The organism is Myceligenerans indicum, assembly GCF_016742955.1.
Classification (GTDB): domain Bacteria; phylum Actinomycetota; class Actinomycetes; order Actinomycetales; family Cellulomonadaceae; genus Myceligenerans; species Myceligenerans indicum.
Genome location: NZ_JABBYC010000029.1, coordinates 25787 through 48199, shown reverse-complemented (window position 1 = coordinate 48199; position 22413 = coordinate 25787). Strand labels below are relative to the sequence as shown.

At 70.2% G+C, this 22413-nt stretch carries 21 protein-coding genes; 17 read left to right on the top strand and 4 right to left on the bottom strand.

Annotated elements, in window-relative coordinates:
• The first annotated feature begins 10 nt into the window (after positions 1–10).
• From HGK34_RS14665 to HGK34_RS14605, 13 genes are all read left to right on the top strand, one after another.
• Positions 11–1405: an ABC transporter substrate-binding protein gene (locus HGK34_RS14665; protein WP_201848675.1), complete on the top strand. Its 1395-nt coding sequence runs from the start codon at positions 11–13 to the stop codon at positions 1403–1405.
• Complete coding sequence (locus HGK34_RS14660; RefSeq protein WP_307815972.1) at positions 1402–2340, top strand: carbohydrate ABC transporter permease; 939 nt, start codon at positions 1402–1404, stop codon at positions 2338–2340. Before HGK34_RS14665 ends, HGK34_RS14660 begins: the two co-directional genes overlap by 4 nt.
• The gene (locus HGK34_RS14655; protein WP_307815971.1) at positions 2337–3203 is read left to right on the top strand and encodes a carbohydrate ABC transporter permease; all 867 of its coding nucleotides are present in this window, start codon (positions 2337–2339) and stop codon (positions 3201–3203) included. Before HGK34_RS14660 ends, HGK34_RS14655 begins: the two co-directional genes overlap by 4 nt.
• Position 3204: 1 nt before the next feature.
• A complete protein-coding gene (locus HGK34_RS14650; protein ID WP_201848673.1) occupies positions 3205–4356 on the top strand; it encodes an ROK family protein in 1152 nt (383 codons plus the stop codon).
• On the top strand, positions 4353–6254 hold the full coding sequence (locus tag HGK34_RS14645) for a glycogen debranching N-terminal domain-containing protein (RefSeq protein WP_201848671.1): 1902 nt from the start codon (positions 4353–4355) through the stop codon (positions 6252–6254). Before HGK34_RS14650 ends, HGK34_RS14645 begins: the two co-directional genes overlap by 4 nt.
• 140 nt (positions 6255–6394) lie before the next feature.
• Positions 6395–7906, top strand: coding sequence for an arabinosylfuranosidase ArfA (gene arfA, locus HGK34_RS14640; protein WP_201848669.1), 1512 nt, complete (start codon positions 6395–6397; stop codon positions 7904–7906).
• An 8-nt stretch (positions 7907–7914) separates the two neighbouring features.
• Positions 7915–8988, top strand: a complete 1074-nt coding sequence (locus tag HGK34_RS14635) for an arabinan endo-1,5-alpha-L-arabinosidase (protein WP_201848667.1) — start codon at positions 7915–7917, stop codon at positions 8986–8988.
• A gap of 261 nt (positions 8989–9249) precedes the next feature.
• On the top strand, positions 9250–10422 hold the full coding sequence (gene chvE, locus HGK34_RS14630; RefSeq protein ID WP_201848665.1) for a multiple monosaccharide ABC transporter substrate-binding protein: 1173 nt from the start codon (positions 9250–9252) through the stop codon (positions 10420–10422).
• Positions 10423–10500: 78 nt separating this feature from the next.
• A complete protein-coding gene (gene mmsA / locus HGK34_RS14625; protein WP_201848663.1) occupies positions 10501–12066 on the top strand; it encodes a multiple monosaccharide ABC transporter ATP-binding protein in 1566 nt (521 codons plus the stop codon).
• Positions 12063–13247: a multiple monosaccharide ABC transporter permease gene (gene mmsB, locus HGK34_RS14620; RefSeq protein ID WP_201848661.1), complete on the top strand. Its 1185-nt coding sequence runs from the start codon at positions 12063–12065 to the stop codon at positions 13245–13247. The genes mmsA and mmsB overlap by 4 nt, the downstream gene beginning before the upstream one ends.
• Positions 13248–13456: 209 nt before the next feature.
• The gene (locus tag HGK34_RS14615; RefSeq protein WP_201848659.1) at positions 13457–14110 is read left to right on the top strand and encodes a TetR/AcrR family transcriptional regulator; all 654 of its coding nucleotides are present in this window, start codon (positions 13457–13459) and stop codon (positions 14108–14110) included.
• 8 nt (positions 14111–14118) lie between these two features.
• Positions 14119–14970 (top strand): ABC transporter ATP-binding protein, encoded by an 852-nt coding sequence (locus tag HGK34_RS23845; protein ID WP_201848656.1) that lies wholly within the window; start codon positions 14119–14121, stop codon positions 14968–14970.
• Entirely contained in the window at positions 14967–15692 is a 726-nt protein-coding gene (locus HGK34_RS14605) for an ABC transporter permease (protein WP_201848654.1), read from the top strand. The genes HGK34_RS23845 and HGK34_RS14605 overlap by 4 nt, the downstream gene beginning before the upstream one ends.
• 118 nt (positions 15693–15810) lie before the next feature.
• Here HGK34_RS14605 and HGK34_RS14600 read toward each other — a convergent pair whose 3' ends face one another.
• Together HGK34_RS14600 and HGK34_RS14595 are read right to left on the bottom strand one after the other, a co-directional pair.
• On the bottom strand, positions 15811–15909 hold the full coding sequence (locus HGK34_RS14600; RefSeq protein ID WP_003792170.1) for a 30S ribosomal protein bS22: 99 nt from the start codon (positions 15907–15909) through the stop codon (positions 15811–15813).
• Between the two features lie 182 nt (positions 15910–16091).
• Positions 16092–17270 carry an acetoin utilization protein AcuC gene (locus HGK34_RS14595; RefSeq protein WP_201848652.1) on the bottom strand — a complete coding sequence of 393 codons (1179 nt, stop codon included), beginning with the start codon at positions 17268–17270 and terminating at the stop codon, positions 16092–16094.
• Between the two features lie 176 nt (positions 17271–17446).
• Here HGK34_RS14595 and HGK34_RS14590 point away from each other — a divergent pair, with 176 nt between their 5' ends.
• Complete coding sequence (locus HGK34_RS14590; RefSeq protein ID WP_201848650.1) at positions 17447–18853, top strand: TrkH family potassium uptake protein; 1407 nt, start codon at positions 17447–17449, stop codon at positions 18851–18853.
• Positions 18854–18961: 108 nt separating this feature from the next.
• Positions 18962–19633, top strand: coding sequence for a potassium channel family protein (locus tag HGK34_RS14585; protein WP_201848648.1), 672 nt, complete (start codon positions 18962–18964; stop codon positions 19631–19633).
• Positions 19634–19705: 72 nt separating this feature from the next.
• On the opposite strand, the gene HGK34_RS14580 is transcribed toward HGK34_RS14585, so the two are convergent.
• Complete coding sequence (locus tag HGK34_RS14580; RefSeq protein WP_201848646.1) at positions 19706–20512, bottom strand: HAD family hydrolase; 807 nt, start codon at positions 20510–20512, stop codon at positions 19706–19708.
• Positions 20513–20639: 127 nt separating this feature from the next.
• Here HGK34_RS14580 and HGK34_RS14575 point away from each other — a divergent pair, with 127 nt between their 5' ends.
• On the top strand, positions 20640–20894 hold the full coding sequence (locus HGK34_RS14575; RefSeq protein WP_307815970.1) for a glutaredoxin family protein: 255 nt from the start codon (positions 20640–20642) through the stop codon (positions 20892–20894).
• 60 nt (positions 20895–20954) lie between these two features.
• Positions 20955–21608: a redox-sensing transcriptional repressor Rex gene (locus HGK34_RS14570; RefSeq protein WP_201848644.1), complete on the top strand. Its 654-nt coding sequence runs from the start codon at positions 20955–20957 to the stop codon at positions 21606–21608.
• Positions 21609–21692: 84 nt separating this feature from the next.
• Here the strand turns inward: HGK34_RS14570 and HGK34_RS14565 are convergent, their stop codons facing one another.
• Positions 21693–22412, bottom strand: a complete 720-nt coding sequence (locus HGK34_RS14565; protein WP_201848641.1) for an aspartate/glutamate racemase family protein — start codon at positions 22410–22412, stop codon at positions 21693–21695.
• Between the last annotated feature and the right edge of the window lies 1 nt (position 22413).

Sequence of the window (22413 nt, the reverse complement as noted above, 5' to 3'; positions counted from 1 at the left end):
AGAGCGTCCCGTGACCACACCTCAACGTCGTGCCCTGTTGGCCGCGACCGCAGCCGGAGCCGTCGCCCTCACTGCCGCTTGCGGCAGCGGAGCGATCGAAGGACGCGAGTCCGACGGCTCACTCCTGGTCTGGAGCCTGGAGGTCCAGCCGGATCGCGTCGCAGCGACCGAAGCAGTCATCGAGCAGTACACCGCTCGGACCGGCATCGATGTCGAGCTGGTGCCCGTCCAGGAGGACCAGGTGCCCCAGCTGATGTCTGCTGCCGCACTCGCCGGCGAGCTGCCGGACGTCGTGGGGTCGGTCTCCCTCGGCCTCGTGCGCTCGTTCGACGGGGACGAGTACCTCAACCATGACGCGGCCCAGGCCGTGGTGAACGAGCTCGGCCCGGACACCTGGAACACCTCGGCGCTCGCTCTGACCAGTCAGGACGGGGAACAGCTCAGCGTGCCCAGCGACGCCTGGAGCCAGATTCTCGTCTACCGCACGGACCTGTTCGACCAAGCCGGTCTGGAGGCTCCGGACACGTACGACGCGCTGCTTGACGCCGCCGAGACCCTGACCGGCGACGGCTCGTACGGCATCTCCCTGGCCGGCGACGCGTCGAATCCGTTCACCCAGCAGACCTTCGAGTCCCTGGCCCTGGGCAACAACTGCCAGATGATCGACGACGACGGCAACGCCACCCTGGACAGCCCCGAGTGCACCCGGGCGGTCGAGCTCTACGCGGCGCTCAGCCAGGACTTCTCGCCGGCCGGGACGCAGACCGTGGAGTCGACCCGTGCCGCCTACTTCTCGGGTCAGGCGGCGATGACCATCTGGTCCACCTTCCTGCTCGACGAACTCGCGGGGCTTCGCGACGACGCCGCGCCGAGCTGCGAAGAGTGCTCCGACCAGGGTTGGCTTGCGGCCAACACCGGGATCGTCCCTCTGGTCACCGGCCCGGACGCCAGCTCGGACGCCGCCTCATACGGTGAGATCACCTCCTGGGTGATCTCCTCCAGCGCTCCGGCCGACGACGCCGCTGACTTCGTGGAGTTCATGCTCAGCGACGGCTATTCCGGCTGGTTCGGCATGGCGCCCGAGGGCAAGTTCCCCGTGCGCCCGGGCAACGCGGACAACGCCACCGAGTACATCGACGACTGGACCACCCTTCCGACAGGGGTCGACACCAAGCTCCCTCTCTCCGAGGTGTACCCGCCCGCATCGATCGAGCAGATCACCGGCGGCGCCCAGAACATCGGACGCTGGGCCCTGCCGCAGGGTCACGGTGACCTGCTGGGACCGCTGACCGCGCAGCTGCCGTTCGCGAAGTCCCTCGCAGACCTGTCCAGCGGGGCGATCGACGTGGCAACGGCGCAGCAGCAGATGCAGGATGCCGTCATCCAGGTGGCCGAGGGCTCGTGACCACGACGATGTCGCCGCCGGCGGCGGGAGTCAGCACCTCCCGCCGCTCGATGCGGCAAACGATCGAGAACAGGGACGGCCTGACGATGGCCGCTCCGATCACGTTGATCGTGACGGCAATCATCATCGTCCCCATCCTGTGGACGGTACTGCTGTCCTTCCAGGAGGCCCGCTACAGCGATGTCGCCCGCAACGGGCTGTTCAACGATCTCACCCTCGCCAACTACATCGATACGGTGACCGCTCCCGGCTTCTGGTCCTCGATCAGCACCACCGTGACCTACACGGTGGCCACGACCGCGGGATCGATCGTCGTCGGCTTCATCGCGGCGCTGGCCCTGCGCGACGCGTTCCCCGCTCGGGGCGCGGTTCGCGCCGCCATGCTCCTGCCCTATGTCGCACCGGTGGTCGCCGCGGCATACGTGTGGACCGTCATCCTCGACCCGCAATACGGCGTGGTCAACGCGATCGGCACCCGGGTCCTCGGTTGGGAGGAGCCGGTCAACTTCCTGGGCAGCGCGCCTCTCGCACTCACCACAGTGATCGCGTTCGAGGTCTGGCGGTACTTCCCCTTCGCGTTCATGTTCTTCGCCGCGGCGTTGACCGGCCTCAGCCGTGAGGTCGAGGAGGCCGCGGTCGTCGACGGCGCCACGCCGGTGCAGAGGCTCTGGTACGTCATCCTGCCCCAGATGCTGCCCGTGATCGCTTTGCTGTCGCTGCTGCGACTGGTGATGACGTTCAACAAGTTCGACGACATCTACCTGCTCACCGGTGGCGCCGCAGGTACGCAGGTCGCCGCCGTGCGCGTCTACGAACAGCTCGTCGGCTCCGGTGACATCGGTGCTGCCAGCGCGAACGCGGTCGTCCTGGCGCTCATCCTTGCCGCAGGCCTGCTCGTCTACACCCGGATCACCCGACGACAGGAGCAGCGGTGAGTACGACTCCGTTCCGGTTCCGCTGGCTCGGCCTGTTGCGGTGGGTGGTGATCGCCGCGCTCGTGGTCGGTGCGGTCTTCCCCTTCTACTACATGATCATGATGAGTTTCGTGCGTATCGAAGATCTCCTGCGGAACCCCCTGCAACTGGTTCCCGATCTGACGGCGATCAGTGCCGAGACCTACCGCCGAGTGCTCGCACCCGAGGACGAGGGGGGATTTGGCTTCGCCAGGTTCATGCGCAACTCCGCGTTCGTGGCATCCGGTGCGACCGTTCTGACCATGCTCCTCGCGGTGCCCGCCTCCTACGCGATGACCCGGCTGCGTTTCGCCGGACGGCGGCAGATCTCGGCGCTGTTCCTCGCGGTCTACATGTTCCCGACGATCATCATCGCGGTGCCCATCTTCGTCGGTTTCCAGGTGCTCGGACTCGGTTCGAGCCTCCCCGGACTGACCGTCGCCTACGTGGCCCTCACGGTGCCCGTGTGCGTCCACATGCTGCGCTCATACATGCAGTCGATCCCGGAGTCCATCGACGAGGCCGCTCACCTCGACGGCGCCGGCCGCTGGCAGGTCCTGATGCGGATCACGATCCCGCTGAGCATGCCGACGCTGATGTCGACGGCCCTGTTCGCTTTCATGATCGCGTGGAACGAGTTCCTGTTCGCGCTGCTTTTCCTGACGGCGAAGAAGGATCTGTGGACCGTTTCTCTGGGCCTCAATCTCTTGTCGGACGGCCAGGAGGTACCGAAGACAATTCTCATGGCTGGTAGCGTCCTGCTGACCGTGCCGATCGTCGCCCTGTATTCCGTGGCCGAGCGGTACCTGACCGAGGGCCTGACAGCGGGCGCGAGCAAGGGTTGAGATGCCACAGGGACCTGGAGAATTCCTCGAACTCATTCGTTCCGGCGAAGCGGCGACCCGCGGCGAGCTGCTCAGTGCGACAGGCATGTCGCGGGTGTCCGTCGCTCTGCGCGTCGATGCTCTCCTCGAAGCCGGCATCACCCGGCCGGCAGGACATGCGGGTGCGACCGGTGGTCGTCGCGCCGTCCGGTTCGTCTTCGATCCGCCGACGCTCGTGCTGGTGGCCGCACTGGACCTCGACTCGGGACTCATCGCGGCCGTCGACGCGCACGGCTCGGTCATGCGGCGCCGCACCCTCGACCTGAACGTCGCCGACGGCGCCGAGGCCACCATCCGCACGATCACCCAGGGCTTCACCCAGCTGCTGGAGGAGTGCGGAAAGGATCCGCGACTCGTGCTGGCGATGGGGATCTCGTTGCCCGCGCCGATCGACCCGATCACCGGCCGCCCCGAGGAGCCTCCGATCATGCCGGGGTGGGACGGCTGGCCCGTGACCGAAGCCCTGCAGGAGTACCTGGACGTGCCGGTCTACATGGAGAACGACGCCGATGCCATGGCCTACGGCGAGTGGTCGCACCGGCACGGCGACCCCACGCGGCCGCTGCTGCTGGTCAAGGTCGCGGACTACATCGGAGGCGGGATCGTGATCGACGGCCGCGTCTACCGGGGCGTCGACGGAGGTGCCGGGGACCTCGGCCACATCCCGGTCGGCGGGGACAAGGTCTGCCGCTGCGGACGTCGCGGATGTCTCGCCAGCGAGGCCAGCGGCCGGGCGGTGCTGGAGCAGTTGTCGGAGCAGCAGTACCCGGTGACCACCTTCGCGGAACTCAACTTCGCGCTGGAGCAGCAGGACGCCGTCGCGACGGCTGTCGTCCAGAGCGCCGGCGAGAAGATCGGACGCGTCCTCGGCAGCGTCGCGGCCATGCTCAACCCCGCCACGATCGTCATCGCCGGAGCGATGCAGTCCGTTCCTCTCGTGTCCTCCATCCGGTCCGCCGTCTACGCCTCGGCCCTCCCTCGCGCCACCAGGAGGCTCGAGATCTCCGCCAGCGCCGTCGGGACCGATTCCGCGCTCATCGGCCTGGCCAGGATCGCACTGGACACGGAGTACTCGCCGGCTGCCGTCAACCGCCGACTCGGAGACTCATCATGACCGGACCAAGCCCGGCAACAACGACATCCACGGTCCTGATCAGCGCCCCGAGCCAGATCTGGAGCGGCTTTGACGGGAACCTCGACAGCTCGAGGCAAGGATCCGAGCTGCATGGCATGCATCATGCGGACTGGCGTTACCTCAGTGAGCTGACCTGGTCCTTCGCTGAGGAGGGCACCCTTCTGGCCTTCACCGACCGCACGACGACGGCCGAATACACCTGGGCGCTCCGGGCCTTCGACGAGACGAAGAACCCGCGTCACCTCGTCCACCATCGCCGCAACCTCACGTCCGGCGAGCTGGTCGATCACGTGACCGTGACGAACGCGAGCTCGCGGCCCCTGACACTCACGGTCACCGCGCACGCGGTCGCGGCGATATCGCCGCTGCACGAGATCCGCTCCGGTACCCGGAGCCCGAGCCCGATGCGGCGCGAGGACCGCGGTGGCCCGTCCACGGTCGGTCTCACGGCCAACGGGCGCACCTGTACCGTCAACGCCCCGGACGCCGTGGTCACCGTCGAGGCCGCGGACCCGGTACATCACGACGGTTCCGGCACGGCGATCCGCATGCGCTGGGACCTCACCGTCGCGGCCGGCGCGAGCTCGGAGGTCTTGCTCCAGGTCACCGCAGACGATCCCGGCGCCGTCGTCGCACGGTCGCCTCACCGGCTTCGCGCGGTGCGGCCCACCGGGGTACCCGACCTCGACCGCTGGTGCGCGCAGGCCGTCGCGGATCTCGACGCACTTCTCCTCGTGCTGAGAGGCGGGACGGACACCACGTTCGCCGCCGCCGGCGCTCCCTGGTACCTGACGCTCTTCGGCCGCGACTCGCTGTGGACGGCGCTGTTCGTTCTGCCCCACGACCCGTCGCTCGCCTGGGGAACGGCTCGCGCCCTGGCGGAGCATCAGGGCACGAGGGTCGACGAGGTCTCGTGCGGCGCTCCGGGCAAGATCCTGCACGAGCTCCGGGCGGACCCCCATGAAGTACCTCGGGAGGCGCTGACGTTCCCGCCCGTCTACTACGGCAGCGTGGACGCCACGGCGCTGTGGGTGCACGCGGTCGCAGAGGCCTGGCGAACCACGAGGGACCGGCAAGCGCTCGATGGCCTGAGTGCGGCGGTCCGCGCGGCTCTGACCTGGCTCCTCGACCAGACGGCCGAGGGCTCGTTCATGCGGTACCACGACGTTGCCGGTACGGGCCTTGCGAACCAGGGCTGGAAGGACTCGAGCGATGCTGTCGTGTTCCATGACGGTCACCTCGCGACCGGGCCCGTGGCGCTGTGCGAGGTGCAGGGGTATGCCTACAGGGCGCTCCTGGACGGAGCTGAACTCTTCGACGTCCTGTCCGTCGAGGGAGCGGACGAGCTGCGAGCCCGGGCCGCCGCGCTGCGGGAACGGTTCCGGGACTCCTTCTGGGTCGAGGTCGGCGGACGGCGGTATCCCGCACTGGCCCTCGACGCCGACGGCGAAGCCGTCGACTCCCTCACCTCGAACGCCGGGCATCTCATCGGGACCGGGCTGCTCACCGAGGAGGAGGAACTGACCGTCGCGGACCTCATGGTGGCCCCCGACATGCTCTCCGGCTACGGCGTGCGGACGCTGTCCACCACCTCGGCCGGCTACTGGCCGCTGTCCTATCACTGCGGCAGCGTCTGGGCCCATGACACCGCGATCATCCTCGCGGGCATGCAGCGGTCGGGCCTGACGGGGCATGCCGAGATCCTGGCCCGGCAGCTCCTCTCCGCGGCACGGGCACTGGGCGGGCGGATGCCCGAACTCATCGGCGGTCAGGACGCGACCCTCACAGGAGTCCCGGTCGAGTACCCCACCGCGTGCCGGCCGCAGGCATGGAGCGCTGCGGCTGTCTTCCCGGTCGTTCGGTCCCTCGCCACCTGAACCGGTGAACGTGGCGGGCCCGAAGGCCGTCGCGGCTTGACCCGGGACGGGTGGAGTGGGCACCATTCCTGTGTCTACAACGATGTACACGTCCGCGCGGCTGCTGAGGGGCGCGCGAGCCACGTCCACGAGGAGCACCAATGCACGCCGCCACCGTCACCGTCGATCCCGCGTTCGTCGTCGGTCCCGTCCGCCGCCGTACCTTCGGCACGTTCGTCGAGCACCTCGGCCGGTGCGTGTACACCGGCATCTACGAGCCGGAGCACGCGACGGCCGACGCCGACGGCTTCCGCGGCGACGTCATGGAGCTGACCCGCGAGCTCGGCGTCTCCACCGTCCGCTACCCCGGCGGCAACTTTGTCTCCGGCTACCGCTGGGAGGACGCCGTCGGGCCGGTCGCCGACCGCCCTCGCCGCCTCGACCTCGCCTGGCACTCCACCGAGCCGAACACGTTCGGTGTGGACGAGTTCATGCGCTGGGCCCAGCGGTCCGGCGTCGAGCCGATGATGGCCGTCAACCTCGGCACCCGCGGCATCCAGGAGGCCCTCGACCTGCTGGAGTACTGCAACGTCCCGGGCGGCTCGTACCTGGCGGACCAGCGCCGCGCGAACGGCGCCGAGGACCCGTACCGGATCAGGATGTGGTGCCTGGGCAACGAGATGGACGGCCCGTGGCAGATCGGCCACAAGACGGCCGAGGAATACGCCCGCGTCGCCGCGGAGACCGCTCGCGCCATGCGCATGATGGACCCGGACATCGAGCTCGTCGCCTGCGGCTCCTCCAGCTCGTCGATGCCCACGTTCGGCGAGTGGGAGCGCACCGTGCTCACCGAGACCTACGAGCACGTCGACTACGTCTCCGCGCACGCCTACTACCACGAGGAGGACGGCGACCTCACCTCGTTCCTCGCCAGCAGCGTCGACATGGACAACTTCGTCGCCGCCGTCGCCGCCACCGCCGACCAGGTCCGCGCCGCCCGCAAGCTCGACAAGAAGATCCACGTCTCGTTCGACGAGTGGAACGTCTGGTACCAGCAGCGCGCCGAGTCCCGGCCACCGCAGGGCGACGACTGGCCCGTGGCCCCGGTGCTCCTGGAGGACAGGTACAACGTGGCCGACGCCGTCGTCGTCGGCAACCTGCTCATCTCGCTGCTGCGCAACACCGACCGCGTGCACGCCGCATCCCTCGCGCAGCTCGTCAACGTCATCGCACCGATCATGACCGAGCCCGGCGGCCGGTCCTGGAAGCAGACCATCTTCCACCCGTTCGCGCTGACCTCCGCCCGGGCCAAGGGCGACGTGCTGCGGCTCGCCGTGGACTCCCCGGTGCAGGAGACCGCGAAGTTCGGCGAGGTGCCGGTGCTCGACACCGTCGCCACCCACGACCCCGAGTCCGGGGACGTGGTCGTCTTCGCCGTGAACCGGTCGGTCACCGACGCCGTGGCCCTCGACGTCGACCTGCGCGGCTTCCCCGGACTGCGCGTCGCCGAGGCGGTCACCCTGGCCAACCCCGACCACACCTGGAGCGCCACCGCCGAGGACTCGACCTCCGTGGCGCCACGGCCCAACACGTCCGCCAAGGTCGCCGACGACCGTGCCCGGGCCGAGCTGCCGCCCGTGTCCTGGTCCATGCTGCGCCTGGCACGGGCGTGAGGCGCGGCATGGTCATCGGGCTGGCCGCAGGGCTCCTCGCGATCACCGGAGCGGGCGGCGCGTACACGATCGCGCGCGGCGGGGCGCCGTCGTCGGACCTGCCGACGGACGGCGGCCTCGCCGCGGCCGGCGAACTGCACGTCCACGACCCGGCCCTCGTGGCCGGGGACGACGCCGCGCCGTGGTTCGTCTACGGCACCGGCGACGTCCGCAAGGGATTCGGCGCCCCGCAGATCCTGCGGTCCGACGACGGCGGGACCACCTGGGCCGACGCCGGGACCGCGTGGGACCAGGCCGGTGACCCGGCCTGGGTGCGCGAGCCCGGGACCGGCATCGCGGGCGTGGAGAACTACTGGGCGCCCGAGCTCCACCGGCACGACGGGATCTGGTACCTCTACTACTCCGCGTCCACCTTCGGCTCGAACGACTCCGCGATCGGGCTGGCCACCGGGACCACGCTCGATCCGCAGGACCCGGACTACGGGTGGCACGACCAGGGTGTCGTGGTGCGCTCCACACCCGGCGAGACGCACTACAACGCCATCGACCCCGGCGTGGTCGAGGACGCCGACGGGACGCCCTGGCTGTTCTTCGGGTCGTTCTGGGGCGGGATCCAGGTGCTCCCGCTGGAGTGGCCGTCGGGCAAGCCCGCCGCGGGCGCCGAGCCCGTCACCGTCGCCTCACGCATCGGGGTGTCCGAGAACGCCATCGAGGCGCCGTTCGTCGTGGCACGCGACGGCTGGTACTACCTGTTCGTCTCCTGGGACAAGTGCTGCAGCGGCGTCGACTCCACCTACCGGATCATGGTGGGGCGCTCGCGGGAGGTCACCGGGCCCTACCTCGACGCCGAGGGCACGGACCTGATGCTGGGCGGCGGCACGGAGGTGGCGAGCACGTCGGGCCGGATGATCGGGCCCGGCGGGCAGACGGTGTCGGTGGTGGGGGAGCCGGGGGCGTCGTCGTCGGCGTACTACCTGGCCTACCACTTCTACGACGGCGACGACGGGGGCGCGCCGACCCTGGCGGTGCGGGAGCTGGACTGGGACGCCGACGGCTGGCCGAGCGTTCACGGGAACGGGTAGGCGAGCGGTGGCGGAGGGCCGGCAGGCCCGGGTGTTGCCTCCAATCGTTCGCCGTCGGGGGGGGCTGGGAGACCCTGTTGAGCCGGCCTCAGGTAGTCGGTGCGCCGAGGCGGATGTCCGGGCCTATCAGGATTGGGAGTTTTGCGCCCCGTAGTCGTGACGGGATCGTGACAGAGGAGGTTTGGAGCCGATTGGTGTGAGCGTTAACATCTCCGGGTAGTGCCGGGCGAATGATCCGGCGACTCTCGAAGAGGAGACCTCATGGCAAACAAGCTCTGGTACAGCCGGGCGGTCGCCGCGGTCGCGACCGGTGCCCTGGCCCTCACGCTCGCGGCGTGCGGCGGCGGCGGTGCCGGCGCCACCGGTGGCGCTGACGCCGACGACGACGCGGACATGGAGGGCGGCCTCGTCGGTGTGGCCATGCCCACCGAGACGTCGGAGCGGTGGATCGCGGACGGCGCGTCCGTCGAGGACGGGCTCGAAGAGGCCGGCTACGACGTCGACCTGCAGTTCGCGGGCGACGACATCCCGACGCAGCAGCAGCAGATCGACCAGATGATCACCAAGGGTGCTCGCGCCCTGATCATCGCGGCCATCGACGGGACCGCGCTGAAGGGTCAGCTCGACGCCGCGGCAGCCGAGGGCATTCCGGTCATCTCCTACGACCGCCTGATCCGGGACTCGGAGAACGTCGACTTCTACGTGTCGTTCGACAACTTCCAGGTCGGCGTGCAGCAGGCCACCTCGCTCGTCGAGGGGCTCGGGCTGGTCGACGAGAACGGTGACCCGGCCGAGGACGCCCCCAAGGGCCCGCTGAACGTCGAGCTCTTCGCCGGTTCGCCCGACGACAACAACGCGACCTTCTTCTACGACGGCGCCATGTCGGTGCTGCAGCCCTACCTCGACGACGAGACCCTGGTGGTCCCGTCCGAGCAGGTGGACTTCGACACCGTCGCCACGCTGCGCTGGGAGCAGGAGCGTGCGCAGAAGCGCATGGAGGACCTGCTCACCTCCACCTACAACAAGGGTGAGACCGTGGACGGCGTCCTCGCTCCGTACGACGGCCTGTCCCGCGGCATCATCACCGCCCTGCAGAACGACGGCTACGGCAAGGGCGACAAGGACATGCCGGTCATCACCGGTCAGGATGCCGAGATCGCCTCGGTCAAGCTGATCGACGACGGTGTGCAGTACTCCACGATCTTCAAGGACACCCGTCTGCTCGCCGAGCAGGCCGTCGACGCGACCGAGGCGTACCTCGGCGGCGACGAGCCCGAGGCGAACAACACCGAGGACTACGACAACGGTGTGAAGGTCGTCCCGTCCTACCTCCTCGAGTCGGAGGTCGTGACCAAGGACAACATCCAGTCCGCGCTGGTCGAGTCCGGGTACTGGACGGCCGACGAGGTCAAGGCCGGCGTCGCCGACGAGTGACGTCTCATCGCCGAGGCGGTGCCCTGGTTCGTCCGGGGTGCCGCCTCGGCGGCCGTGCACAGGAAGCAAGGACAGCGCATGTCTGAATCCACTGCGTCACCCGCGTACGGTGACGGCCCCATCCTCGAGATGCGGGGCATCACGAAGACGTTCCCCGGCGTGAAGGCGTTGAGCGACGTCAATCTCTCGGTCGACCGCGGCGAGATCCACGCGATCTGCGGCGAGAACGGCGCCGGGAAGTCCACGCTGATGAAGGTGCTGTCGGGCGTCCATCCGCACGGCACCTACGACGGCGAGATCGTGCTGGACGGCACCCCCGCGACCTTCCGGTCCATCAACGACTCCGAGGCGCGTGGCGTGGTGATCATTCACCAGGAGCTCGCGCTCGTCCCGTACCTGTCGATCGCGGAGAACATCTTCCTCGGCAACGAGCGGCGACGTGCCGGGCGACTCGTCGACTGGAACTCGACCAACACGGAGGCGGCGGAGCTGCTGACCCGTGTCGGGCTCGCCGAGTCGCCGACGCAGCCGGTCTCCACGCTCGGCGTGGGCAAGCAGCAGCTCGTCGAGATCGCCAAGGCCCTGTCGAAGGAGGTGCGGCTGCTCATCCTCGACGAGCCGACGGCCGCCCTGAACGACCAGGACTCCGAGCACCTGCTCGACATCCTGCGCCGCCTCCGCGAAGAGGGCGTGACCTGCATCATCATCTCCCACAAACTGGGCGAGATCGCAGAGATCGCCGATCGCACCACGATCATCCGCGACGGCCAGACCATCGAGACCATTGACATGACGGACCCGGACAGCACGCAGGACCGGATCATCCGCGGCATGGTCGGACGCTCGCTGGACAACCGGTTCCCCGAGCGCACGTCGGTCATCGGCGACGAGGTGCTGCGCGTGGAGGACTGGACGGTGCACCACCCGACCCAGCCGGGCCGCGTCGTGGTGGACAAGGCCGCCCTGTCCGTGCGCGCAGGCGAGGTGGTCGGCATCGCCGGCCTCATGGGCGCCGGGCGGACGGAGCTCGCGATGTCGGTGTTCGGCCACTCCTACGGCCGCGACATCTCCGGGCGCGTGTTCGTCCACGGCCGCGAGGTGTCGGTGAAGGACGTGCCGAGCGCCATCGACGCCGGCATCGCCTACGTGTCCGAGGACCGCAAGCAGCTCGGGCTGAACCTCATCGAGGACGTGCGGCGCAACACCTCCGCCGCCGGGCTGCCGCAGCTCTCCCGCGCCGGCTGGGTGAACGAGCACGAGGAACTGCGCGTCGCCGAGGAGTACCGCGAGTCCATGGGGACCCGCACACCGAACGTGCTGGTCCCGGTCGGCAAGCTCTCGGGAGGCAACCAGCAGAAGGTCGCCCTGTCCAAGTGGATCTACACCGACCCCGAGGTGCTCATCCTCGACGAGCCGACGCGCGGTATCGACGTCGGCGCGAAGTACGAGATCTACACCCTCATCAACAAGATGGTCGCGGACGGCAAGGCCGTCCTGGTGATCTCCTCGGAGCTCCCCGAGCTCCTGGGCACCTGCGACCGCATCTACACCCTCGCCGCCGGACGCATCACCGGCGAGGTCGACGTCGCGTCGGCCACCCAGGAAGGACTGATGTCGCTCATGACACAGGAGGCTGACGCATGACCACGATCGCGAACCTCAAGGACCTGATGACGCGGAACCTGCGTTCCAGCGGCATCGTCGTGGCATTCGTGCTGATCGTCGCGTTCTTCACGGCGCTCACCGACGGGCTGCTGCTCAGCCCGCGGAACGTCTCGAACCTCACGCAGCAGTACTCGTACATCCTGATCCTCGCGATCGGCATGGTCATCGTCATCATCGGCGGGCACATCGACCTCTCCGTCGGGTCGGTGGTCGCCCTCACCGGTGCCGTCTCCGCCGTCCTGGTCATCAAGGGAGGCGCGCCCTGGTGGGTCGGCGTGCTCGCCGCGATCGCCACGGGCCTGCTGGTCGGCGTCTGGCAGGGATTCTGGGTGGCGTACGTGGGGATACCCGCGTTCATCGTGACGCTCGCCGGCATGCTGCTGTTCCGAGGGCTCACGTACATCGTCCTGGACAACGTCTCGCTCTCGCCGTTCCCGGGTGAGTACTCGACCATCGCGCAGGGCTTCGTCAACGGCCTGCTGGGCGGGTACGGGTATGACACGTTCACGCTGCTCGTCTTCGGGCTCGCCGTGCTCGGCTACGCCGTGGCCGCCTACCGCAACCGCCGCGCCAAGCTGTCCTACAACCAGGACGTCGAGGCCATGCCGCTCTTCGTCGTGAAGACCGTGCTGGTCGCGGCCGTCGTGATGTGGTTCGCCTGGCAGATCGCCACCTACCGGGGCCTGCCCGTGGTGCTGATCATCCTCGCGGCGCTGATCCTCGCCTACTCGATGATCACCAAGCACAGCATCTTCGGCCGCCACGTGTACGCGATCGGTGGCAACCTCGCCGCCGCACAGCTCTCGGGTGTGCGGGTCAAGCGGGTCAACTTCCTGATCTTCCTGAACATGGGCTTCCTCGCCTCGATCGCCGGTGTCGTCTTCTCGGCGCGGTCCAGCTCGGCGCAGCCGGGCGCGGGCAACATGTTCGAGCTCGACGCCATCGCCGCCTGCTTCATCGGCGGTGCCGCCGTGACCGGTGGTGTCGGCACGGTCGTGGGCGCGATGGTGGGTGGCCTGATCATGGCGGTCATGTCCAACGGCATGCAGCTCATGGGCGTCGACCAGTCGACGCAGCAGGTCGTCAAGGGCCTGGTGCTGCTGCTCGCCGTCGGCTACGACATCTGGAACAAGAAGCGTTCCGGGGCCCGTACGGCCTGACCGCCCGCGGAAACGGCGGCTGACCTGCGACGACGCTACTCGGCGTCTCGCGGCGTCTGCCGCCGTTTCTCGTGCTCCCGTGTCACTCCTGTGTCATTCCCAGGGCGGCCGGCGGGGCCGGCGCGCCTTGGGCGAGGACCAAGAGCGAGCCTGACGGGGCGTCGCCGACCCACGCCGTGCGGCACGGCCCCTCGGGTGAGAATGGGCAGATGGCCACGTCTTCCTCCGAACGCACGCCCCGGCGTGGGCGGCGGCCCGCCGGGCAGGACGCGCGCGCCGCGATCCTTGCCGCGGCCCGGGCCGAGTTCACCGAACGCGGCTACGTGGCCGCGTCGATCCGCTCCGTCGCCCGGCGGGCCGGCGTCGATCCGGGCACCATCCGGCACTGGTACGGCGACAAGGCGGGGCTGCTCCCGGCCGCGCTCGGGCTGGCCGACGTCGCGCCGACCGAGGCCATCCTGCGGTCGCTGGACGGCCCGCTGGACGCGTTCGGCGAGCGACTGCTCCGCGCTGCCCTGGCGACCTGGGACGACGTCGGCCCGGAGCCGCTGCGGGTTGCCCTGCCCGCCGTTCTGTCCGATCCGGGCCTGCGCGGCATCCTGCCGCAGTTCCTCCTCGCCGAGGTCCTCGGCCCCATCTCCGCGATGCTGCCGCCGGGTGAGGCCGCCGTCCGGACGAACCTGCTCGCCACGCAGATGGTGGGCCTGATGATGGCGCGGTACGTCGTCGGGATCGAGCCACTCGCCTCGCTCCCGGCCGAGGCGGTCGTGGCCGCCGTCGCGCCGACCGTCCAGCGGTATCTCACGGGGGACGTCTCGGGGGCGGGCGACCCTCTTGCGGAGGGGCTCGGCGCGGGAGCATAATTCCTCGCATGAGGAAAAAACCGCCGGAAGAGCGGTCCGCGGCCATCAGCGTCGTGGGGCTCGGTGTCGTACGTGGTGGGCGCACGATCATCTCCGGTCTGGACGTCGAGGTGCCCACCGGATCCGTCGTCGGGCTGCTCGGGCCGTCCGGGTCGGGCAAGACGACGCTGATGCGCTCCATCGTGGGGGTGCAGGACAAGGTCTCCGGAACGGTCGAGGTGCTCGGCCTCCCGGCGGGCTCCCCGGCGCTGCGTCGCCGCGTCGGCTACGTCACGCAGGACGCCAGCGTGTACGGGGACCTGACCGTCTGGCAGAACCTCGACTACTTCGCCTCCCTCGCGGGAGTCCCCTCGCGCGGCCGCAAGGGCGTCGTGGGCAAGGCCGTGGACGACGTCGGCCTGGGCGGGCACGAGAAGCAGCGTGTCGGAACCCTGTCGGGCGGGGAGATGTCGCGGGTGTCGCTGGCGGCGGCGCTGGTGGGTGACCCCGAACTGCTCGTCCTGGACGAACCGACCGTCGGCCTCGACCCGGTGCTGCGCCGGGACCTGTGGAGCACGTTCCGGGGGCTTGCCGAGGGGGGAAAGTCGCTGCTGGTGTCCTCGCACGTCATGGACGAGGCCGTGCAGTGCCACCGGCTCCTGCTCCTGCGGGACGGCGCCTTGGTGGCCGACGTCACGCCCGAGCGGCTGCTGGCGGAGACAGGTGCCCCCGACGCCGAGCGGGCGTTCCTCACCCTCATCGACGAGGCGAACGCCGCGGCGGAGGAAGGGGGTGACGGCCGCACCCCCGGTGCCGCGCCCGAGCCCGGACCGGCCGCACCCGCCACGACCGCCTCCGTCCCCGAGGAGGGCACGCGATGAACCTGACCCTCGCGACCGCCGGTCGCGTCCTCGCCCAGCTTCGTGCGGACAAGCGCACCATCGCGCTCATCATCGTGCTGCCGTGCCTGCTCATCGGGCTGATCGCGTGGATGTTCCACGACACCCCCGCGGTGCTGGACCGGTTCGGCCCGCTGCTCGTGGGGATCTTCCCGCTCATCGTGATGTTCATGGTCACCAGCGTGGCGACGCTGCGCGAGCGCCAGTCGGGGACGCTGGAGCGCCTGATGACCACGCCGATCCGCAAGGGCGACTTCGTGGCGGGCTACGCCCTCGCGTTCGCGGTGCTGGCGCTGCTCCAGGCGGTGGTGGTGGTGAGCTGGTCCGTCTGGCTCGGGATGGACGTGCTGGGGCCGCTGTGGCTCGTGTTCGTGGTGGCGCTGCTGGTCGCGCTCCTGGGGTGCACTCTCGGGCTGGCGGCGTCGGCCCTGGCGCGGACGGAGTTCCAGGCCGTGCAGATGATGCCTGCGATCGTGTTTCCGCAGCTCATCACCTGCGGACTGCTCATGCCGCGGGACCAGATGCCCGAGGTCCTGGAGTGGCTGTCGCGCGTGCTGCCGCTCACCTACGCGGTCGATGCCATGCAGCACCTCGCCCTCGGCGAGGACTGGGCGGACATCCAGGGCGCCGTCGGTGTGATCGCCCTGTTCACCGTGGGCGCGGTGGTCCTGGGCGTCCTGACCCTCCGCCGCCGCACGCCCTGACATGACCTCGCGCGCTGGGCCCGCGGTCCGGCACGCAATGGACGGCATTCCTGGGCGGCCGCCTCGCCGCCCCGGGAACGACGAAGGGCCCGGCCGTGGCGGCCGGGCCCTTCGTGCGTCACTTCTTGTTGCGGCGCTGGTGGCGAGTCTTGCGAAGCAGCTTGCGGTGCTTCTTCTTGGCCATACGCTTGCGGCGCTTCTTGATGACGGAGCCCATGAGGTCCTCACTTGTCTGTGATGATCGGGCGGCCCGACGACGGGCCGCGGCTGACGTGATCCACGGTTGGTCCCGCGGACATACGCCGACCAACACGAGAAAGAGTCTGTCGGTCAGGATAACGGCTGATCCGACCACAGCAGTAATCGGGCCGATGTGAGATCGCGACCACCGGCACGACGTCAGTCGTGGAACGGGTCCAGGCCCAGGAGCGGAAACACCGCCTTGCGGGTGGCCTGGACGGCGCGGTCGACCGGATCGGCGGGGTCCCACCCGTCCTTCCAGTGGCGCCACCGGACGGGTTCGGTGGTCCCGAGCGTCCTGGCCGGCTCGATCGCCGAGAGCTCCAGGGCCACCTCGCGCCAGTCGGCCGGCAGGGGCATCCCGGACGCGAGCGGGGCGTGCGCCGCCTCGGCGACGAGGGAGGCCCAGGCGAGCGGGACGACGTCGACCACCGCGTACCCGCCACCCCCGAGCGCGAGCCAGCGCCCGCCGGCCGACTCGTGGGCCAGCGCGTGCACCCACTGCTGGGCCGTGCGTTGCGCGTCGACGTCGACCTCGAGGTGCGAGAGTGGGTCGTTGCCGTGCGCGTCGCAGCCGTGCTGGGACACGACGACGTCGGGCCGGTGCTCCCGGACGACGGCCGGTACGACGGCGTCGATGGCGCGCAGCCAGGCCGCGCCGTGCGTCCCCGGGGGCAGCGAGACGTTCACCGCGGTCCCCTCGGCGCGTCCCGTGCCCACGTCGCCGGGGTACCCGGTGCCGGGGAACAGCGTCCGGCCGTCCTGGTGCACGGACACCGTCATCACCCGGGGGTCGTCCCAGAAGGCCGCCTCCACGCCGTCACCGTGATGGGCGTCGAGGTCGACGTACGCGACCCGCTCCGCGCCCAGGTCGAGGAGCCGCCGGATGGCCGCCGCGGCGTCGTTGTAGACGCAGAAGCCCGACGCGGCTCCCCGCTGCGCGTGGTGCATGCCGCCCGCCACGTTCACCCCGTGGTCGATCCGGCCCTGCCAGACGGCCTCGGCCAGGGACACCGACCCGCCCACCTGACGTGCTGCGGCGTCGTGCATGCCGAGGAACAGCGGGTCGTCCTCGGTGCCGAGACCCCGGGCCGGATCGGGTTCCAGTGCCGTCGACGCGCGTTTGACGGCGGCGACGTAGTCGGCGTCGTGCACGGTGAGCAGCACGTCGTCGGAGGCGGGTGGGGCGTCGACGAGCTCGAGCGACGGAAGCTCCGGCAGCCTCAGGGCGCGGATCAGCCGCATCGTCAGGTCGAGCCGGACGGGAGCCATGGGGTGCCCGGGCCCGAAGTCGTACTCGAGGAGTTCCGGGCTCCAGGCCAGTCGGGCGCGGTGCACGCGTCCACGGTAACCGAGATCGTGGCTGCGGCTTCGACCTGTTCGTTCCGGTGCGTCGGCCGCTCCGGGGTCGGGCGCGGCGCACACCGGCGCGCGTACCACGAGCCGGCCGACGCGAGGATAGGGTCCGATGAGCGCCTCAGGTGCGCGGAGACTCGAGGAGGACGGGCACGGCGATGAAGTGGCGGGTGCGGACGCGGCTTTTCGCGCTCCGGGAGATGGTGGACGAGATCGCCCGGCACAGCCCTGCCCGGCTCGCGATCGTGGTGTTCGCCGCCGTCATCGTGGTGTTCACGGTGCTGCTGCTCGCGCCGTGGGCGACGGCGTCGGGGACACCTGCCCGGTTCGTGGACGCGTTGTTCACGGCCGTCTCCTCGGTGTGCATCACGGGACTCGTGGTGCAGGACACCGGGACGTACTGGTCGCTGTACGGGCAGGTCGTGATTCTCGCGGGCATCAAGGTGGGTGGCCTCGGGATCATGACGATCGCCTCGATCATCGGCATGGTGGTCTCCCGCAAGATCGGCCTGACGCAACGGCTGCTGACGGCGTCCGAGACGAAGACCAGCAAGCTCGGCGAGGTGGGGTCGCTGGTCCGCACCATCATCGTGACCGCGACGACGCTCGAGCTGGCGATCGCGGTACTGCTCTTCCCCCGGTTCGTCGTGATCGAGGACGACGTGGGCCTCGCGGCCTGGCACGCGCTCTTCTACGGCATCTCGGCGTTCAACAACGCCGGGTTCGTCCCCACCGCGGAGGGCCTGCTGCCCCACGTCGGTGACTGGGGGCTGGTGCTGCCCGTGACGCTGGGCGTGTTCCTCGGGTCCCTGGGGTTCCCCGTGATCCTCAACGTGTACCGGGCACTGCGCGAGGGACGCAGCCGCGGGCTCGGCCGGCGCTGGGCCCTGCGGCTGACGCTGCACTCCAAGCTCACGCTGACGACGAGCCTGGGCCTGCTGGTCCTGGGCTCGCTGGTGATCGGCCTGCTGGAGTGGCGCAACCCGGACACGTTCGGGCCGCTGGACTGGCCGGACAAGGTCCTCGCCACGCTGTTCGCGGGGGTGATGCCGCGATCCGGCGGCTTCAGCACGGTGGACACCGGGGCGATGGAGCAGTCCACGTGGCTCGTCACGGACGCACTGATGTTCGTGGGCGGCGGCTCGGCGTCGACGGCGGGCGGCATCAAGGTGACCACGCTCGCGGTGATCCTCCTGGCGATCGTCGCCGAGGCGCGCGGCGACCGTGACATCGACGCCTACGGGCGCCGGATCCCGCTGGACGTGCTGCGGCTGGCGCTCGGCGTGACGTTCTTCGGGGCCACGATGGTGCTGCTCAGCAGCGTGATGCTGCTGCACCTGACGGACTACAACCTGAGCCGCGTGCTGTTCGAGACGTTGTCGGCCTATGCGACCGTGGGACTGTCGACCGGCATCACGGGCGCCCTCCCCGACGTGGCCAAGTACCTCCTGAGCGCCCTGATGTTCGTGGGGCGTACGGGCGGCATCACGTTCGCGGCCGCGCTGGCGCTCCGGGACCGGCGTCGCATCATACGCTTCCCCGAGGAACGACCGATCATCGGTTGAGGTGGAGGTGCAGTGCAGGGTGGGGGCCGAGGTACGAGGTTCCCGCCCGGAGCGGAGCCGAGACCGAGGCCGGGGCAAGATCGCACGAGGAAGAGGAGAGGGAACACCGTGGCGGAGAAGAAGGGGCCGGCCCGCGAGGCCGGCGTGCTCGTCATCGGGCTCGGCAGGTTCGGGTCGTCGCTCGCGACGACGATGGACCGGCTGGGCGAGGACGTGCTCGCGGTGGAGAAGGACCAGGCGCTGGTGGCGCAGTGGTCCGGCCGCATCCCGCTCGTGGAGGCCGACGCCTCGAACCCCGAGGCGCTCGAACAGCTCGGCGCGAAGGACTTCGGCGCGGCCGTGGTCGGGGTCGGGTCATCGCTGGAGGCTTCGGTGCTGATCACCGGGAACCTGGTGGATCTGGGCACGCCGCAGATCTGGGCCAAGGCGATCTCCGCGGAGCACGGCCGCATCCTGACGCGGATCGGTGCCCACCACGTGGTCTTTCCGGAGGCCGACGCCGGTGCCCGCGTCGCCCACCTGGTCAGCGGCAAGCTGCTCGACTACATCGAGATCGAGGACGGGTTCACGATCGTCAAGATGCGCCCCCCGAAGGAGATGCAGGGCTTCACGCTGGCGCAGTCGAACATTCGGCGCAAGTACGGGATCACGGTGATGGGCGTGAAGTCCCCGGGCCAGGAGTTCTTCTACGCCACGCCGGAGACCCGCGTCTCGGTGAACGACCTCCTCGTCGTCTCCGGTCACGCCGAGCTCCTGGAGCGGTTCGCGGCCCGGCCCTGACGGGGCCGTTCCGTGGTGGCGGGGAGCGGTCCGAGTCGCGGGCCCGAGCCTGCCTCCCGGGACGAACCCGCGTCAGTCGTTGAGGGCGCGGCCTCGGATGCGCCGCCGCAGTGCGCGGATCACCAGGCCGAACACCCAGGCCGCGCCCGCCCACGACGCCGTGCGCACGCCCCGGCCGGCCAGCCGCTGGGGGCGTCCGCGGAACTCCCGGATGGGCCAGCCCACGTCCTGCGCGTGGCGGCGCAGGCGGATGTCCGGGTTGATCGGGCAGGGGTGTCCCACCGCGTTCATCATCGGCAGGTCGTTGAGCGAGTCCCCGTAGGCGTAGCTCGCGCTCAGGTCGATCCCCTCCGTGCCGGCCAGCTCCCGGATGGCGTCGGCCTTCGCGGCGCCGTGCATGAGGTCGCCCACCAGCCGGCCGGTGTAGAACCCGTCCTCGTGCGCGGTGACGGTGCCCAGAGCCCCTGTCGCGCCGAGGCGACGGGCGATCAGCTCCGCGATCTCGACGGGTGTCGCGGTGACGAGCCACACCTGGTGCCCAGCGGCCAGGTGCTCCTCCAGGAGCCGCCGCGTGCCGGGGAAGATCCGCAGGGACAGGACGGTGTCGTACACCTCCTCGCCGAGAGTGGTGACCTCGGCGACCGTGCGGCCGGCGATCAGTTCGAGCGCCCGGTTGCGCACCTCGTCGATCTGCTCCCGGTTCTCGCCGAAGGTCAGGTAGCGCGCCTGGATGAGGCCGAAGCGCAGCAGGTCACGAGTGCGGAAGAAGCCGCGCTGGTAGGCGGCGCGCGCCAGGTGGAACGCGCTCGCGCCACGAATGATCGTGTTGTCGACGTCGAAGAACGCCGCGGTAGCGGTTCCGGATTGCGTCGACGACATGCGCCTCACTCTATCGGCGCCGGAGGCGTGCGGAGCCGCACGTGAATCCAGGTTCCCAGGGTCTCGCGGGCGGTCACCGCGACGTCGGCGGCGTTGCCGTGCGCGACCGCCGTCGTAGGCTCTGCTCGTGACCACCTCCGAACCGCGCATCGTCCTGTACACCCGGCCGTCCTGTCACCTGTGCGAGACCGCGCGCGAGGTTGTCGAGACCGTCGCGGCCCACACGGGGACGGCGTGGCGTGAGGTGGACATCTCCGCCGGTCCGCGGGCCGAGGCGCTCACCGCCAAGTACGGGGAGTACGTGCCGGTCGTGGAGGTGGATGGTGTGCAGCAGGGATTCTGGCGCATCGACCAGGCACGACTTGCCCGTCTCCTGGCATGATCTGACGAGCGAAGGAGCGATCCCGGCAGACGTCGTCGTCCCGGGGAAGGAGCGAGCTGCGTGGCCGAACTCAGCGAGAACGCTGTCCCGGCGGCGACTGTCGGTCGCCTCCCCTATTACCTGCGCGCGCTGCGGGACATGGCGGACGAGGGCGTGCCCCTGACGTCGTCCTCGGAGCTGGCGGAACGTGCCGGCGTGGGGTCGGCGCAACTGCGCAAGGACCTGTCGTTCCTCGGCTCGTTCGGCACGCGGGGCGTCGGGTACGACGTCCAGTCGCTCGCCGACTACATCAAGGCGGCCCTGGGGCTGGAGTCCGAGCACCGGCTGGCCATCGTCGGGATCGGTAACCTCGGCCACGCGCTGGCCAACTACTCCGGCTACACCCAGCGCGGCTTCCAGGTGACGGCGCTGCTGGACGCGTCCCCGGAGGTGGTGGGGACCGAGGTGGCCGGAGTCCGCGTGGACGACATCGCCGATCTGACCGAGGTGATCACCGAGCGCCGCGTGTCCATGGTCGTGCTCGCGACGCCGGGAGGTGTGGCGCAGGGGATCGCGGAGCAGGTGGTCGCCGCCGGCGTGCGGGAGATCCTGAACTTCGCGCCGACGGCGCTGCAGGTGCCCGACGACGTCGTGGTGCGGTCGGTGGACGTCGGCGGTGAGCTCCAGATCCTGGCGTTCCACGCCGCCGCCCGGGCCGCCGGGGCGCGGGACTGAGGCAGACGGCCCGCCGACGGCCGGGCCACTGGTCTCCGGGGGCCGGGACCGGTGGCGTCGCGGCGTCGCGGCGCCGCGGCGTCGTCAGGTCGTCGCCGTCGTGCTCGCCGGCGGCCGGGGCGGGGGCGCGTACTCGTCGCGCTTGCTGGTTCCCACTCCCATGCGCACCATCCCCGCGACGAGGCCGACGGCCGCCGCGACCCCGTCGATCACCGGGACGCCGAGCCGCTCGGTGAGTTCCGCGCACAGGTCCGTCATCCCCGCGCAGCCGAGGACGACGCTGTCGGCACCGTCCTCGCGGACCGCACGCTCGCCGAGCGCGGCGATCGTCTCGCGGGCGGCTGATCCAGGGCACTCCAGCTCCAGGACGGGGACGTCGGCCGCGTAGGTGGCGACGCACGCGTCCTCGAAGCCGTGGCGCCGGATCAGGTCGTGCGCCCGGCCCAGGGTCCGGGACAGCGTGGTGACCACGGCGAACGTGCGGCCCGAGAGCGTCGCGACATGCATGGCGGCCTCGGCGATACCGATGACCGGTCCCGTGGCGAGCTCCCGGGCCGCGTCGACGCCGGGATCGCCGAAGCAGGCGACGACGAACCCGTCCGCCCGCGCGTCCGCGACCTCCTGGGCCACGGCCAGGGCGGCCCATGCCTCGTCGGTGTGGCTCTCGACGGCTGCCGGCCCGGCGCCGGGCGCGGGGCAGGTCGTGACGACGTCGACACCGGGACCGGCGACCTCCCGGGCGGTACGGCCGATCTTCTCGGTCATCGCCCGGGAGGTGTTGGGGTTGATCACGCGGATCAGCACC

Coding starts and splice junctions, on each gene's coding strand:
- HGK34_RS14650 (WP_201848673.1), top strand. CDS start 3,205: ATGCCACAGGGACCTGGAGAATTCCTCGAACTCATTCGTTCCGGCGAA.
- HGK34_RS14645 (WP_201848671.1), top strand. CDS start 4,353: ATGACCGGACCAAGCCCGGCAACAACGACATCCACGGTCCTGATCAGC.
- arfA (WP_201848669.1), top strand. CDS start 6,395: ATGCACGCCGCCACCGTCACCGTCGATCCCGCGTTCGTCGTCGGTCCC.
- HGK34_RS14635 (WP_201848667.1), top strand. CDS start 7,915: ATGGTCATCGGGCTGGCCGCAGGGCTCCTCGCGATCACCGGAGCGGGC.
- chvE (WP_201848665.1), top strand. CDS start 9,250: ATGGCAAACAAGCTCTGGTACAGCCGGGCGGTCGCCGCGGTCGCGACC.
- mmsA (WP_201848663.1), top strand. CDS start 10,501: ATGTCTGAATCCACTGCGTCACCCGCGTACGGTGACGGCCCCATCCTC.
- mmsB (WP_201848661.1), top strand. CDS start 12,063: ATGACCACGATCGCGAACCTCAAGGACCTGATGACGCGGAACCTGCGT.
- HGK34_RS14615 (WP_201848659.1), top strand. CDS start 13,457: ATGGCCACGTCTTCCTCCGAACGCACGCCCCGGCGTGGGCGGCGGCCC.
- HGK34_RS23845 (WP_201848656.1), top strand. CDS start 14,119: ATGAGGAAAAAACCGCCGGAAGAGCGGTCCGCGGCCATCAGCGTCGTG.
- HGK34_RS14605 (WP_201848654.1), top strand. CDS start 14,967: ATGAACCTGACCCTCGCGACCGCCGGTCGCGTCCTCGCCCAGCTTCGT.
- HGK34_RS14600 (WP_003792170.1), bottom strand. CDS start 15,909: ATGGGCTCCGTCATCAAGAAGCGCCGCAAGCGTATGGCCAAGAAGAAG.
- HGK34_RS14590 (WP_201848650.1), top strand. CDS start 17,447: ATGAAGTGGCGGGTGCGGACGCGGCTTTTCGCGCTCCGGGAGATGGTG.
- HGK34_RS14580 (WP_201848646.1), bottom strand. CDS start 20,512: ATGTCGTCGACGCAATCCGGAACCGCTACCGCGGCGTTCTTCGACGTC.